The following is a 14,630-nucleotide window of genomic DNA, read 5'->3' on the forward strand; positions in this document are numbered from 1 at the left end:
GAAGTGAATTTAGACGTTCAATACCTCATAAGCCGTGATGAAACACAGCTTTTGGCTGACAAAGTTGGCCCAGCGTATTGTTACCAGAAGGCGCTGACCCATTTTCGGAACTCCCTTCTCGCCCACCTGACGGTCGGTCAAGAAGACACGGAGGTTGCCTTTAGGGCCAATCAGATAAAGCGACCACACCTGATGCTGCATTAACCATTCTGGCCCCTCCACTCCTGCTACGTAAACCTCACCTTCGAACTGATAATCTGCTTTCTGAGTGGTTCGTTGCGATGTTACTGCCATGCTTGATCCTCCCAAGCCCACAGCGTGCGCTCTAGTTCCGCAAGAAGACGCGGGATCGCTTGACGGTTAGCGTCAAGGCCAAGTTGTTGAAGGGTGCGCGCTACCCAGGTCGTTAACGCATCCAGGTTGCTGTTCTCTTGCCCATCACCAAGCCACATCACGAGCGCGCAGCCAGAAGTCAAGCTGGTGGCGGCGGCCAAGGACTCTGCCAAGCGGCGTTCTAGGCGGCGCTGTGATTGGATAGCTGCCGTGACGCGCAGGGAGTGTTCGATATCGTCGCGGTTCAATTTTAGAGTATTGAGCTGTTTCATCGTCTTCTCCTAGGCGCGTTTCTGGTTAAGCATGCGCTCAAACGCAGAGCCGTCTTGGCGCGTTAGGTTGGGCACAAAGCGTGAGTAAACACGGAAAAGCATTTCCGTTGTGGTATGACCCATCTGGCGTGCAATCCACTCGGGGCTCTCGCCTGCCGCCAACCATAATGTCGCCGCGGTATGGCGTGTCTGGTAGGGCCGACGCTTATTCATCCCCAGCTCTTCTAGCAACGGATACCAGACGCGCTTAGTGACGTTATGATGCGATAGCGCGGTGCCTTTACGCGTCGTGAAGACCAGACCTGTCTTCCCAGTGACTTCAAACTGAGCTTTCAAGGCATCAAAGACCGGCTGCGACATATCAATCGCACGAAAGGACCCATCGTTCTTAGTGGGCACAACCTTGCCGTTCACCATCGCTTGATGCACTAGAATCTGACGTCGGGAGAAATCCACATGCTCCCAGGTTAAGCCGTCAATCTCGCCGGTTCGCATGCCCGTGAAGAAGCGCACGGTGTAGTACTGACGAAAGTCGTCGCGGACGTTACTGATGATCCGCTGCACCTCATCTAGGGAAAACGGTTCCACATCGGTACGTGGCACATTGAGCGATTTAATCCCGCGGTACGGTGAGCTAAACTCATAGCGGTCGGCGGCTTCATTCAACATCATGCGCAATGGCGTCATGATGTGGTTGATACGGCTAGCAGAGAGTTTCTTGCCGCTCCGGGTATTTACTTTGGCGAGTGACGCCCGGAACTCAAGAATTTCTGCACGGGTGATGCTGCCGACTTCTTTATGCCCTAACGCTGGCAAAATATGTCGATCCAGACACCCCTGCACGGTGACGATCTGTGACTCGCGCCACTCAATCTCTTTCTCCGCAAACCACGTCTCAGCAAAGCCGCGCAGTAATGGCGTCGCTTGATAACCTCCTAAGGTAGTCAGTGCACGCTTGCTTAACGTCTTTGCTCGCGGGCTATCCGGGAAGTAGCGACCATAATCGAACGTGCCCAGCGTAATCTCCGCTTCGATTTTCTCCAGAATCCGCTCTAACTTTTTACGGTTAGCAGCTATGTTGTCTAGGGTGGTTTGCTCGCGACACCGTTTACCTAGATACCGAAAATCAAAAAAGAGTTTATTCGTTTTCTCTCGCACTCGAATCTTACCCATAGCAAACACCCCCTCCAGCCATCGGTACGCCAATACTTTCTTCTTTCGAGTGCAGCTGCATATCGCGCTCGATTGGCTCCCACAAATAAAGAATCTTGCGGCCGCCAAACGGACGTATGTAATGAATACCTTCCAGCAACACGCTGTCCTTCAGGCGTTCGCGAATAGTGCGCGAGTCATATTTGATGCGCTCGGCAAGCTCTGCGGTTGTTAGATAGCAATAAGACATTTTCTCTCTCCTCGTGGTAGAGTCTTAGAAGCTCATTAGGACTTACCAAGAAACTTAATGATCTCCTGAAGAACAGGATAGGCTATAAAAGACCTTTTGCAAGCCTTTTAGATCTACAGGAGAACAAATAAATTTATAGAGAGTCATTATGATCAAGTGTCACTTATCTCGGATCATGGGAGAGAGAAAGCTGAAAATCGTTGATGTGGCCCGTGAAACCGGTATTAACCGGGGCACCATTACACGGCTGTATCACGAAACAGCTAGCCGAATAGAGCTTGAGGCCGTAGAGGCGCTATGCCATTACTTTGGCTGCCAGGTAGGAGATTTATTCGAGTATCAGACAAACAGCGATGACTGAGCTTTCCAAAAGATAGGTTGCAGCGTCCCGTCCAGCGACGGCACATCACACCAACGATGGCGATCGACTCACAAAGTTTCTGACCCGTTTATTCGCAGCACCGACTGATGCAATCGCAAGGCAAGCGGAAGCCATCGGCACATAAGGGAGAGAAAGATGAAAGTGACTGAAAAAGTAGAAGTCGATACAGTTACCGACGTACGCTGTGATATATGTCTAACTTCTACGCAAGTAGCAGACGGAGGGCTTGAATTCGCAACGCTTCAAGCGCACTGGGGCTACGGATCTCAACACGATGGCGAACGATATGAGCTGCACCTGTGCGAAAGCTGTTTCTTCAGCACCCTAGCCTACTTTAAGCAGGAACGCCGCGTGCAAAACTTATTCAGTGAAGATGGCTGTACTGTTGCCTTGAAAACAGATGGAACCTTGGGTCTTGTGGCAACCGATGACTACTTCGGAGATAAAGGTGGCAACGAAGCGCAATAGGTACTCGCTGCATTATCTAGTGGTGGCGATTGCGTACGACAGCAGACGACCCAAAGCGGCCCTTCCGGCGAAAGCGGAGTGCTAATTCAGCCATGTTATGCTGCCTGTTTATAATTAATTTAATTTCAATGGCTTAGATGGTGAATGATAGGCTGCACAATCTGAATGAATGCGCCGCCGGGTTCATTCAGGTTATTTAGAGGAGTGTATAATCACTGTTAGGCTTACTTTCGCATGTTATGGAGATGGAGTTGAAACTCAATTACGAATTATTAAAGGATGAGCAATTCAGCAGTTATCCTCTAGATTATAAGAGTTGCTTCAACGCTAGAGGTTTGTATCATTCGATGCAATTTGTATTGAGGCTTCGTCCGGATCTACATAGGTTGCTAGATGCTACAGAAAACGGAATTCACTCGTCTGATAAATACGATTTTGAAACAGTTCAAGCCTTCTCGACATATTTACATGAAACGATTCACTGGTGGCAACATGTTGGATCAACATCGGGATTATTGTTAAGCTTATCCTATCCAGTACAGGCGCATATAAACCATTATTTCTTAAAAAAATACATACAACATACTGGGCTTAAGAAGCCGATTATTAGATACAATGAGTTAAACGCCAAATATTGCAAGCCTGAAGACAAAGAGTTCTTAGCAATAAACCCAATATTAAATAATTTTCATGATATTGAGTTTTTTAAATGTTTGCTTATTCAACCAAAGTCAGCCTCTTCGGTGGTTAACGACAAATTATTTGAGTCGGTAGGCCATTCATTTCACATTATTTACTCATCATTTGTCTCTGTTTTATCGTCAACCTTCGATAAAGACTTGAACTTTTTGCCTAAAGGTAACGTTTGGCACAAGGGTTTTTCTGAATTAAGGAATAGAAAGTATCCTAATCATAGTTATGGTGAGCCTGCACATATTTGTCCCATAGGGTTGATTGATTTATATGAGGGACAAGCTCGTTTTTCTCAAATGCAGTATTTATATTACTCTTCAGGGAAAAGCCTTAAATGGACTGATTTCGATAATTTAGGGATGTTGAATGGAGTTTATTACTCTGCTTTTGAGTACTTTTTAGCATTCACTGAGTCTGAAAAACCAAAAGATTTAGATAGTCCATTAATAGCTTTGTATTTATTGATTTTAGATGTTGCAATCAATCCCGCAGAGGGATTCCCGTTTGACATCAAGGATTACGAAAACTTTATTGATTCAACGCATCCTGGATTGCGATTTGTCAACTTATGCCGTGCTGTTAAAGAAAAACATCCAGAGTTTAAAACACTTATCGTAGACTTTTCATCTTCTGAATATTATCAAGTATCCACAGCGCTTTCAGCTGCTATTAATAGCCCATCACCACTCGAAGTGGCTGAGGAGCTCTGTCGTTGGTCTAAAGATGAAAAGCCAATAGTAGAGTTAATGAGGGAAGAAAAAACATTCGAATTTACAGAAGAGAACCAACCTATCAGGCTACTTTTTTCTCAGTTTTTAAAATACCAGAAAGATAAGCTGAAAAATCCTTCTTATTTCTGTTGGACTGGAGTTTATAGTGCTGGCGAAAAAGTATCTGATGAAAGCCTAAATCTATTCTTAAAGCATCAGTCCTTATTTTCAGATAAAGAGGATGGAGATATATACCCTAGGAAGTTTCCCGACAAAGATGAAGCTAAAGTACAAATAGCTTTCGATACTTTTTATACGTGGGTTGCAACTTATGACTTGAGTAGGCAATGGATCGTAGGTGATGGAGAATTCGATTATGACTATTTTTGGCTGTCCAGTAAGCACTCTATGACAGATCTGGAAAGTTGGGCCCGGCATCACTTTATACTTGCGTACGGAGTGGACCCCACTGATTTCGATGTTATCAGGTAGGCCTAACAAAGTGCTGCTACGGAAAATTTATCTGCTGCGCTCCCAAATTTCCGCAGAGCACGGCGTTATGCCGCAAAAAAATAAGGGTTTTGGATGAATCGTTATATTAATATTGCGCTTAATAAGTTTGAATCCGTACCAGTTTCGTTGCGGTTAGATCCAGACCAAGATATTGCAGCCGAGAAGTGCCTAGTTGATTTAGCCCGGCTTTACCATCATTACTACTTAGACTCTTATGGAAGAAGACCTCCATATCCTGAGCCATCACAATTTGAGTATTTGCGGTTCCTAGCTGAAACAAGGGACTTTCGTATACTAGGTGGTGGAATAGGTGATTCTACTGCAAAAAAAAGAAATGCATCCACTGAGCTAGGCCAAGCGTTTTGCAGGTGGTTCCTGAGCGAACATCTAAACATTACGTACTTTGCTCATATGGATAAAGTGCTTGATAAAGATCCAGTTGATGAATTTGAAGGCTTCAAAGTGCTACGAGTTGAAAATGGAGATGCCCCTGATTACCTGTGTGCAGAAAATATGTACTCTGTATACCTTGCTGAGGCAAAGGGTCGCTACAAATCTATAAATTTTAAAAATAGAGAATTTGAAGCGTGGCGTAAGCAATTTTCAAGAGTTGAAGTCAGAGATAAAGATAATACACTTCGTAGTGTTAAAGGTTATGTTGTCGGAACAAGGTTTGCCACAGAGGAAAACTCCAGTTCAGTTAATTCGGGTATTTTTGCAGAAGATCCCCAAAGCCCAGGCGATCTCAAACTTGATGATTTTACTGCGAGTCAAGTTTATAGAAAAATTCAAAAGGTTCACTTTGCCGATATTTTTGAAAAGCTGAATCAGCCTCTGGTTGCTGCTGCGTTGATCATGAACTCTGTAATTTCTGATCAATTGAGAATTCAAGCAGTTACATGGAGGCTAGCCTTGGATTCTGTTGGGCAGATGGAGTTTGTAGGTGGCTACTGGAAGACTTCTCCGGGAGATTTACCTTTCAGTTTAAAACAAGATGGTTCTATAAGTACTTATCCACCTGATCCATTTAGATTGGATCATGGTAGAGGTGTATTTATCGGATTAGAGCGAAAGGTATTTGAATCCGTGTGTCGCTCTGTTAGAACCAATGAAGCTGAGAAGAGACCAATCGCACAGCCTATCGAGGATATCCCGCCATTCTACAGCGCTATCAGCTTGCTTCGTGATGGTTCGATTCTTGGACCAGCGGAATTTTTTATACCGACGGGCTTTATAGAAGTATAAAGGATATGAGCATAACAAATGAATGAAGCCGACCAAATTTACGCTGCCGCTCCAAACTGGCAGCTTATTCAAGCGTTAGGCTAAGGAGATAGAGATTGAAGTCAACTCTTCCTCATCGAGATAGTGACGTAGTCATGATGCTCTATGCTCACTATTTCTTGGCAAGCGAACTAATGCAAAAGAACTATCGAAAGCTCAAGGAAAAAAGTAATAAGCATAATCGAATTTGTCAGAGTGACCGGGTAAACCTCTCAATATATTTTTGTACATGGCTTGGATTCCTTGCGGTAACTTCTGAAGGATTTAAAAAGTTGAGTATGCGTATGCTAATCCTAAATGAACGTCCACATGATTTTATCGAGCTGATCCCTAAGGTCGATGAGCTAGGATCATTAATGAAAAAGCATAGCAATCAATTAAGAAGGTTTAGGAACAATATATTTCACCTACGTGAAAATCATAGGGAGGTAGAGCAATTCTTAGAAGGCCAGCATAATCGGCTCAAGTGGGCAGAGGAACTTCAAATTGTATTCGGTGAATTTTTCTCAGAGTATAGGGTTCTTTGCCAATTTTACTACATAATTGAAGACAGAAAAGAAGAATTTTTAATGTAGTGGCATTGTTTCCATTAATTGTTGAGTTTATGATAGTTGAAATTATTTAAAGATAAGAGCCTAACGAGCGGTTGCTTCCGTTCCGGCCTGTGGATTTCACCGGACTCGTGGCGCTCGCCGATGACCGGGCGTTAGCTACTTGCACCTCCAGCGGGTTAATCAAAGATATATGAATGAAGAATATAAAAAGTCATGTGAAGATGAAATTGAACTTATAGAAATTCAGCAGCTTCATGAAGCAACACTTCAAATAAGTAAAAGCTGCTTTGAATTTAAGAAGCTATGTGTTGGGTTAATTGGTGCTGGGTTAGCTGTTTTAGTGAAGTTGTCAGGTAATGAAATTAACCATTCCCTATTTTTTATACCGCTACTCATTTGCTTTGGCTTTTGGATTGCTGATTTTACGGCGTACTATTATCAGCGTTCTACACGCTCTGTCATGAATAGTAAACTATCATCAATTGCTCAAAGAAATAACATTGATGATTTTCAAAGAGCTAATGTTACTGCAGGCTGGTTTAAGTCTGCATTTAATCTATCAATGTCGTTATACTACGTGATTGGGTTGCTTGTCATAGCTGGTTGGGTAAGCTATATTTGTGATTGGATTAAGCTATAAATGAATATATTTGTTAGCTATACAACTAGAGACAGCTACATAGATAAAGAGTTTTTGGCTTTTATTTCTAACAATGTTTCTATTTTTGGTTTGCCATATATCGATCTTCTAGATAATTATGCAACTGACAAGCAAACTCATGTAGAGACAATGCTACATTCTTCAGATTTAGTGCTTTTGTTATCATCAAAATTAATCAATGAATCTCATTGGGTTCATTGGGAGTTAACACAAGCAAAAAAACTAAATATCCCTATTCTTGAAGTTTGTGTCAAAGAGAATAATAAAGGCCAAGTAAGTGAAGAAATATTTTCGAGGTTTAAGCTGTATACAGAAGCTAACAAAAAAATTCCAGCAGACGCCTAAGGCACAGCTGAATTAGGCATTATATCAGAAACGACTAAAAGGCAGCTTCTTGGCCGAAACAGGAACACTCATGCATAAGGCGCTATCGACCCAAAGCGGCCCTTCCGGCGAAAGCGGCATGCTGATTCAGCCGTGTATGCAGCTGGCACGGTAATCTATGTTATGCTGCCTATGTATAATTAATTTATTTTAATTCCAATGGGATAGATCGTGAATGATGGGCTGTATAACCTCAATGAACACGGCGGCGCGTTCATTGAGGTTATGTAGAGAGGTGTTATGTTCTCAACGTATATGGGATTTTGAATGAAAGCTGATAAAGGTCAGATTGGGTTAGCTGGGGAGTTCAGGGTTGCATCTGAAATTTTGCGGCGTGGTTATTTTGCAAATATCACCTTCGGAAACGCCAAGGCGACGGATATAGTTGTTCTGGGTAGCAGAAATCGATTCATTCGTATTGAGGTAAAAACGAGCAAAAATAACCGCAACTTCGTGACCGGCTTCTTCCCCAAATACGCTGAACCAGGTGAATTAGAGCCTGATCTATGGGTGTTGTATTTGCCCAACAAAGGTGGGGCGTCAGATGGTGATAGGTTTTTCTTGCTGACCCATGAAGAGATCGGAGAGTTGCAACTGATAGTTAATAAAGGCAACAAAACAGAGAAGGGCAAAGGGGTTGATAACATCCCTCTCAAAGTGCTTCTGGAAAATAGACCGGATAGTGAGGATCGATGGACTCTGCTATCTGAACTTTTGTGATTGAGCTGAAACCGTGGAAAAGCATAACAAGTCATTCCAGTTCGTTCCGGCCTGCGGCCTGCGGCCTGCGGCCTGCGGCCTGCGGTCTCCACCGGACACCCTTGTCAGGGCGCCGCTGAATATTAGCGTTAGCCACTGAACATTCCATCCTGTTCTATAAGAAATAATCCTGAAACAGGATTATATATTGACATGGTTGGAGATAAATCCTAATATGGGATTTATCGCATGTGAAGGCTGGGGTATATAGCTGTGAGAACGTCTCGGGAATCCGCTTTATTATTAGCACTTCTATTTAAACGTTCCGAAAAAACTAGGGTGCGGTTAAGCACGGTTACAGTAAAGAAACTGTCAAAAAGGAAGCATCTCCGTACAGCTTTTATTGAAAAGCTAACTGACCAACTAGATGACATAGGGCTAGTCCTAATAGAGCTAGAAAGAGGAGGTTTCGGTCTTATACCTGCTAGTGCATTGAATGGAGCGCCATCCGTTACTGCTAAGAAATACTTAATCGAGGATCTTAAAAAACTTCGATCTGGTAAACTAACTTTCGACGATATACTCAATGAACTGGCTCCGGAAGTAGACGCAGACGATGACGAAGACTACTAATTATGGCTAATGAATGAGGGTAGTATTGTGAAAAACTTTAATTGCAGTTTGACCGTGGATTTACGAGGCTTGTCAGGCAAACAGTTTAAGGTTACTGCCGATCTCATTCGCTCTGCTATAAAGCAAGAACATGGCTATAACGGAACAAAGGGATTAAAGGATACAAGGCTGAGCATGTGGCCGGTTGCTATTCGATTCCAAGGGAAGCAGAGCAGAGAGAATTTCAAAATGACATTGTCAGGTATTCTTTCAACAACTTTATTCGGCAGTATAATGAAGGATACGCGTCCTGTGACCAGATATTCAAAACCTATACGAATCATTCGATGTACGGCTTAGTCAGACTGCAAAAATTTTAATTTGTGGCAGACAATCCAAATTTTTGGCTAACAAAGCGCTCTTACGGACTGCTTTTCCGCTGGCGCTCCAAAGCAGCCGCAAAGCACGGCGTTAAAGTGCTATATCAATGGCTCCTAAAAGACCGCTCCTGGCCGATTCTTGCCTTCTAAAGGGAAGTTTGCTGGCTGATCAAGCCATCCCTTTCAGAGCTGAGTAAAGGTCTATTTTCGTGAAGAAAAACTCCCTCTGCTTCACTTGATCGGTAAAGCAGAGGGGAGGGCTGTAACGTGAAGGCTTGTATTGCCAGAGGATAATCTTGCAAATACATATAAAAAATTGCTTATGATCAGAGTTTTTATGCTTATGCGCAATTTTCAGAGACGGGTGATAATGTTGAAGTGCATGCGCATTTTTCTAACGAGCCTTACTAGCAGGAAATGGTATTTACCCCATTTATATCAGTGGATTAGATGATTTTTGGCAAGGTAGGGCTTCCCAGATAAAACTCGCATGCGCATGAAAAAGTTTGTTAAATTACCTGAGAGGTCTTAAGCATGCACGAATGGGATGACGATATCGAGGCGCTTGATATGAGCGCTGCCGAAAAAAATGGCCTGCAGGTTTCTCGAAATTATATAAAGGCAGCGCAAGACGGAGAAATAAGTGATGAACAAATGGGGGCTTATAGCTATGCTAATGAGTTTAATAATTGTTTCGTTAGTCATGATCTGGAACCAGTTTCGAGAGGACCTTGATAAACCGCCACTTCATTCCTTGGCGTTTCACTGGCTTTTGAATCGCTTGCCCCCAAAATAAATACTGTCCTAGCAAGCGCTCATTCAACGTTAATTGCATGATCAGTTCCATAGCTACTCAATGGCCGGTGTATCTCATCACAGATGCGATCACATGAGAGGAAAGCGCTTAACAGTGGCTTTACATACCTCATCTGACGACTCAATATCTCACTCAGGATTCAACTCTGGCGAGTAGGTCGAACATATGCAAACGGTGTGCATTCACTCAACGACTTTTTGCCTGAAAGGTGTATCCTGGCGTTATCGAGCACTACAAAGTGAGAATACAGTTTTTTGCGCACTTAAAACTCGTCAAACGCTTTGATCACCGTCTTAGCTGTCACTGACCTCGTTGTGGTATGGCAGATCATTTTCGGCTCTTCGACGTTGGGTGTGGAATTCGCCCCCTGAGCTGGGCCAGAATATGACCTCCACAGCGGCAGGAGGTATGACATGGACGGCACCCAGATTCTAACACTCGGCCTGGGCTTGGAAGCGCCCTGGATCCTCAAGAACCAGTACCTGGATACCGCCGTGTCGCCCCACCGCCTGGACCTCTATGTCGAGGCGGAGCGAGGCAGTCTCTATCCCTGCCCAGAATGTGGTAAGGCCTGCCAAGCTCATGACTTTGCCGACAAAACCTGGCGGCATCTGAACTTCTTTCAGCATCACTGTTACCTGCATGCTCGCGTGCCGCGCACGAAGTGTCCTGACCATGGCGTCAAGCGCATAGAGGTGCCCTGGGCCCGGCCGGGCAGCGACTTTACCCTGCTGTTCGAGCAAGCGGCCATGTCACTGGTCAAGGAGATGCCGGTACTGGCCGTCTCCCGCCAGTTGGAGATTTCCGACAAACGACTATGGCGCATCGTGCACCACTACGTTGGCCGCATGTTGGGGGAACTGGATCTGTCCAAGGTGGTGACGGTCGGCGTGGACGAAACCGCCTCCCGGCGCGGTCATCGCTATGTCACGGTGTTCCTCGACATGCAGCGCAAGCGGGAACCGGTTATCTTTGCCGTCCCAGGCTGCGGCAAGGATGCCATCCAGGCTTTCAGCGCCTTCCTGGCGGCCCATGGCGGCGACCCGAATAATGTGGTCGAGGTCGTCTGCGATATGTCGCCAGCCTTCCTTAGCGGCGTGACCGAGCACCTTCCCAAGGCCGAGGTAACGGTCGACTGGTTCCATATCGTACAGACCTTCACCAAGCGGCTGGACGAGGTACGCAAGAAAGAGCGCCGGGAGCAGGGGCACCCCAAGTCGCTGCGCTGGGCCCTGCTGAAGAACCTGGATAACAAGAACCTGACACCCAAACAGCTTTCGGCGCTCCAGGAGTTGGTGGCCGATCAGAGCGCCACGGCCGATGCCTGGGTGATCAAGGAGAAGCTACGCTGGATCCAGAAGGCTCCAACGCCCAGAGCGGCTCGGTGGCGCATCACGGATCACGAACTACCTCAAGGTCATGCAGGCGGCGGTGTCTGAAAAGCCACTGCTGAAGCCGATGGGGAAAGCCCTGGCGACGCTTGAGCGGCACGCCGACGCGGTGGTCAGACGCTGGCTCTCGGGACTGACGAACGCAAGACTGGAAGGAATGAATGGTCTGTTCCAAGCGGCTCGGTCACGGGCACGTGGCTACCGTAACGAGGCCAACTTTATCGCCATGATCTACCTGATTGGCAGCCCGGTGGGCCGCCTATTCGATCAGGCCAAATCCACGTGAAGTGACGAAGAACCTTACTTAATAGCAATCATCCTAAGTCGTAAAGCATTGCCAATCACGCTCACTGAAGAGAGTGACATCGCCGCCGCCGCGATAATCGGTGATAACAGCATACCTGTGAAGGGGTACAAAATCCCTGCGGCAATGGGGATGCCTGCCGCGTTGTAAGCAAAGGCAAAAAAGAGATTTTGGCGAATATTACGCATGGTGGCTTTTGAGAGCTTATGCGCCGTGGCAATACCGGTAAGATCTCCTCGCAGTAGAGTAACCCCAGCGCTTTCTATCGCCACATCGGTGCCGGTTCCCATGGCAATGCCGACATCCGCTGTAGCCAGCGCAGGTGCATCGTTCACGCCGTCGCCGGCCATGACAACAATGCGCCCTTCATCACGGAGACGCTGAATCACTCGGCCTTTATCCTCTGGAAGCACTTCAGCTTCGACCTCATCAATGCCTAGCCGACGTGCCACAGCGTTGGCGGAGGTGCGATTATCGCCTGTCAGCATCACCACTCGAATGCCGTCAGCCTGGAGTGAACGAATGGCTTCTTCGGTGGTTTCCTTGACCGGATCGGCAATGGCGAGCAGCCCAGCTAAATTCCCGTCGATGCTCGCAAAGATGACAGTAGCACCGTCGCTGCGCAATTGATCGGCATGTGTGTCTTGAGACTGGGTGTTAACGCCCTCGCTTTCCATCAATAGCCGGTTGCCCAGGGCAATACGCTTGCCATCTATCTGGCCTATAACGCCCATGCCATTGGGAGCCTCGAAGTCCAACGCTTCTGTTAATTTTACCTCTGCCTCTTTAGCCTTTTCGACTATTGCATGGGCCAAGGGGTGCTCGCTGCCTCGCTCAAGACTAGCTGCCAAGCGCAAAAGCTCCGATTCAGCAATGCCTTCAGTGAGAATCAACTCGGTCACTCGTGGTTTGCCTTCGGTAAGCGTGCCGGTTTTGTCGACGACGACGGTGTCGACCTTCTCTAGACGTTCAAGAGCTTCGGCATCGCGAATCAACACGCCTAACTGGGCACCGCGCCCTACACCGACCATAATTGACATGGGGGTAGCAAGACCTAGCGCGCACGGGCAGGCAATGATCAGAACACTAACCGCCGCAATAAGGCCAAACGCCATCGGCGGGGTAGGGCCCCACAATGACCAGGCGATGAAAGCCACAACAGCAATGAGAATAACGACGGGTACAAAGATGCTGGCGACTTTGTCGGCAAGCCCTTGAATGGGTGCGCGGCTGCGCTGGGCGCTGGCGACCATTTGCACAATCTGCGACAGCATCGTGTCCTGGCCCACCTTGTCAGCGCGCATGACAAAGGATCCTTGACCATTGATGCTGCCGCCAATGACGCCATCGCCGACTTCCTTTTTCACCGCTAGTGGTTCACCGGTAACCATGGATTCGTCAACGTTGGAGCGACCTTCCATCACTTCGCCATCTAATGGCACCTTATCGCCGGGGCGCACCCGGAGACGATCCCCTACCTGAACCTGGTCAAGAGAGATATCTTCCTCATTGCCCTGATCATCAAGGCGTCGAGCGGTAGCAGGCGCCAAGTCGAGCAGAGCACGAATAGCGCCAGAGGTTTTTTCACGAGCGCGTAGCTCTAATACTTGTCCCAGTAAAACTAAAACGACAATCACTGCCGCTGCTTCGAAATAAACGGCCACCGAACCATCGGCTAGACGGAAGGCGTCGGGAAAGATGCCCGGTGTGAGGGTGGCCAGCAAACTGTAGAGCAACGCGGTGCCGGTACCGATCGCGATTAGCGTGAACATATTAAGGCTGCGATGCACTAGCGAACGCCATCCGCGTACAAAGAATGGCCAACCTGCCCAGACGACTACCGGCGTTGCCAGCAGCAGTTGAATCCAGTTAGAGGTTTGCTGGGAAATAAAATGCATAAGGCCAAACACGTGGCCACCCATTTCTAGGGCAAACACGGGGAGGGTCAGTACTAGGCCGATCCAGAAACGCCTGGTCATGTCCTTGAGTTCGTCCGAAGGGCCGGTGTCAGCAGAGACGGTCTCAGGTTCCAGCGCCATGCCACAGATTGGACAGTCGCCTGGGCCTTCTCGTCGAACTTCTGGGTGCATCGGGCAAGTATAAATAGACCCCGAGGGTACTGACGCTTGTGACTGTTTGCTTGGCTCAAGATACGCATCAGGCTTGGCAATAAACTTTTCCTGACACTTTTCTGAGCAGAAGTACCAAGTCTTACCCGCGTGATCGGCACGGTGGCGGGAGGTATGGGGATCAACGTCCATGCCACAAACAGGGTCTTTCACCTTTGTCTCGTTATGGTCTTCAGACATCGTTCATTCTCCCCGTTTGGCGAACAAGGCGCATGGCTTCGTGCTCTTCAAGTGCTAAAAGGGAATCTAAGAGCTCTTTAGCCTCAGGAATTTCCGCTTTGCCAACGAGGGTTCGATAAAGGTTTATCGTTTGTTCATGGAAATCAAAAACCTCTCGGCAAATGTCGTCAACACTTAGCGTGGAATAGGGCGCATCGCAGGTACGATGCGTACGGATAGGTTTATGCTCCAAATAGTCATAAACGTAGGTTTTTAATGCTTTCGCGTCAGCAGTCTGTTCAAAGCGCGCCACAACGCGCTGCATTTCCGCTTCCTGTGCAGCTAAGTAATTGAGCAACATGCGAGCGCGCTCTTCTTCGTGTATATCGGCGCAATGAGCAAGGCAAGCTGCAAGATGCTCGTGTAACTGACGGGTCCAATCGATCAATTCACCAAAGGTTCTAACGTCCATTTGGTACCTCC

At 46.9% G+C, this 14,630-nt stretch carries 15 protein-coding genes and 1 pseudogene; 10 read left to right on the top strand and 6 right to left on the bottom strand.

All coding sequences use genetic code 11. The features are described from left to right. Positions 1 to 9 precede the first annotated feature (9 nt). Genes SR894_RS19950 through SR894_RS19965 form a run of 4 tightly spaced genes read right to left on the bottom strand, consistent with a single transcriptional unit; the run spans position 10 to position 2,007 of the window. The gene (locus SR894_RS19950; protein ID WP_223289187.1) at positions 10 to 294 is read right to left on the bottom strand and encodes a hypothetical protein; all 285 of its coding nucleotides are present in this window, start codon (positions 292 to 294) and stop codon (positions 10 to 12) included. Continuing rightward, the gene (locus SR894_RS19955) at positions 285 to 605 is read right to left on the bottom strand and encodes a hypothetical protein (RefSeq protein ID WP_223289186.1); all 321 of its coding nucleotides are present in this window, start codon (positions 603 to 605) and stop codon (positions 285 to 287) included. The genes SR894_RS19950 and SR894_RS19955 overlap by 10 nt, the downstream gene beginning before the upstream one ends. Before the next feature lie 9 nt (positions 606 to 614). Continuing rightward, a complete protein-coding gene (locus SR894_RS19960; RefSeq protein WP_223289185.1) occupies positions 615 to 1,778 on the bottom strand; it encodes a site-specific integrase in 1,164 nt (387 codons plus the stop codon). Further along, complete coding sequence (locus SR894_RS19965) at positions 1,771 to 2,007, bottom strand: hypothetical protein (RefSeq protein WP_133731789.1); 237 nt, start codon at positions 2,005 to 2,007, stop codon at positions 1,771 to 1,773. Before SR894_RS19965 ends, SR894_RS19960 begins: the two co-directional genes overlap by 8 nt. 148 nt (positions 2,008 to 2,155) lie before the next feature. On the opposite strand from SR894_RS19965, the gene SR894_RS19970 reads away from it, so the two are divergent. The 10 genes and pseudogenes from SR894_RS19970 (at position 2,156) to SR894_RS20015 (ending at position 11,841) form a co-directional block, all read left to right on the top strand. Beyond that, positions 2,156 to 2,368: a helix-turn-helix domain-containing protein gene (locus SR894_RS19970; protein WP_133731790.1), complete on the top strand. Its 213-nt coding sequence runs from the start codon at positions 2,156 to 2,158 to the stop codon at positions 2,366 to 2,368. A 156-nt stretch (positions 2,369 to 2,524) separates the two neighbouring features. Further along, positions 2,525 to 2,857, top strand: coding sequence for a hypothetical protein (locus SR894_RS19975; protein WP_223289184.1), 333 nt, complete (start codon positions 2,525 to 2,527; stop codon positions 2,855 to 2,857). Positions 2,858 to 3,108: 251 nt separating this feature from the next. Further along, positions 3,109 to 4,752 carry a hypothetical protein gene (locus tag SR894_RS19980; protein ID WP_133730566.1) on the top strand — a complete coding sequence of 548 codons (1,644 nt, stop codon included), beginning with the start codon at positions 3,109 to 3,111 and terminating at the stop codon, positions 4,750 to 4,752. A 93-nt stretch (positions 4,753 to 4,845) separates the two neighbouring features. Continuing rightward, complete coding sequence (locus tag SR894_RS19985; protein ID WP_133730567.1) at positions 4,846 to 6,018, top strand: hypothetical protein; 1,173 nt, start codon at positions 4,846 to 4,848, stop codon at positions 6,016 to 6,018. Between the two features lie 95 nt (positions 6,019 to 6,113). Continuing rightward, positions 6,114 to 6,632 (top strand): hypothetical protein, encoded by a 519-nt coding sequence (locus SR894_RS19990; protein ID WP_133730568.1) that lies wholly within the window; start codon positions 6,114 to 6,116, stop codon positions 6,630 to 6,632. A gap of 169 nt (positions 6,633 to 6,801) precedes the next feature. Next, entirely contained in the window at positions 6,802 to 7,251 is a 450-nt protein-coding gene (locus SR894_RS19995; RefSeq protein ID WP_133730569.1) for a hypothetical protein, read from the top strand. Then, positions 7,252 to 7,617 (top strand): TIR domain-containing protein, encoded by a 366-nt coding sequence (locus SR894_RS20000; protein ID WP_133730570.1) that lies wholly within the window; start codon positions 7,252 to 7,254, stop codon positions 7,615 to 7,617. Between the two features lie 306 nt (positions 7,618 to 7,923). Beyond that, a complete protein-coding gene (locus tag SR894_RS20005; RefSeq protein WP_133730571.1) occupies positions 7,924 to 8,376 on the top strand; it encodes a PDDEXK-like family protein in 453 nt (150 codons plus the stop codon). A 1,505-nt stretch (positions 8,377 to 9,881) separates the two neighbouring features. Continuing rightward, a complete protein-coding gene (locus SR894_RS20010; RefSeq protein ID WP_092490835.1) occupies positions 9,882 to 10,082 on the top strand; it encodes a hypothetical protein in 201 nt (66 codons plus the stop codon). Positions 10,083 to 10,577: 495 nt separating this feature from the next. Further along, positions 10,578 to 11,841: pseudogene (locus SR894_RS20015) on the top strand (ISL3 family transposase). A gap of 14 nt (positions 11,842 to 11,855) precedes the next feature. Here SR894_RS20015 and SR894_RS20020 read toward each other — a convergent pair. Next, a complete protein-coding gene (locus SR894_RS20020; RefSeq protein ID WP_223289183.1) occupies positions 11,856 to 14,168 on the bottom strand; it encodes a heavy metal translocating P-type ATPase in 2,313 nt (770 codons plus the stop codon). Further along, on the bottom strand, positions 14,161 to 14,619 hold the full coding sequence (locus SR894_RS20025) for a hypothetical protein (protein WP_008958467.1): 459 nt from the start codon (positions 14,617 to 14,619) through the stop codon (positions 14,161 to 14,163). The genes SR894_RS20020 and SR894_RS20025 overlap by 8 nt, the downstream gene beginning before the upstream one ends. Positions 14,620 to 14,630 lie beyond the last annotated feature (11 nt).

The sequence above is a fragment of the Vreelandella neptunia genome (genome assembly GCF_034479615.1).
GTDB classification, from domain to species: domain Bacteria; phylum Pseudomonadota; class Gammaproteobacteria; order Pseudomonadales; family Halomonadaceae; genus Vreelandella; species Vreelandella neptunia.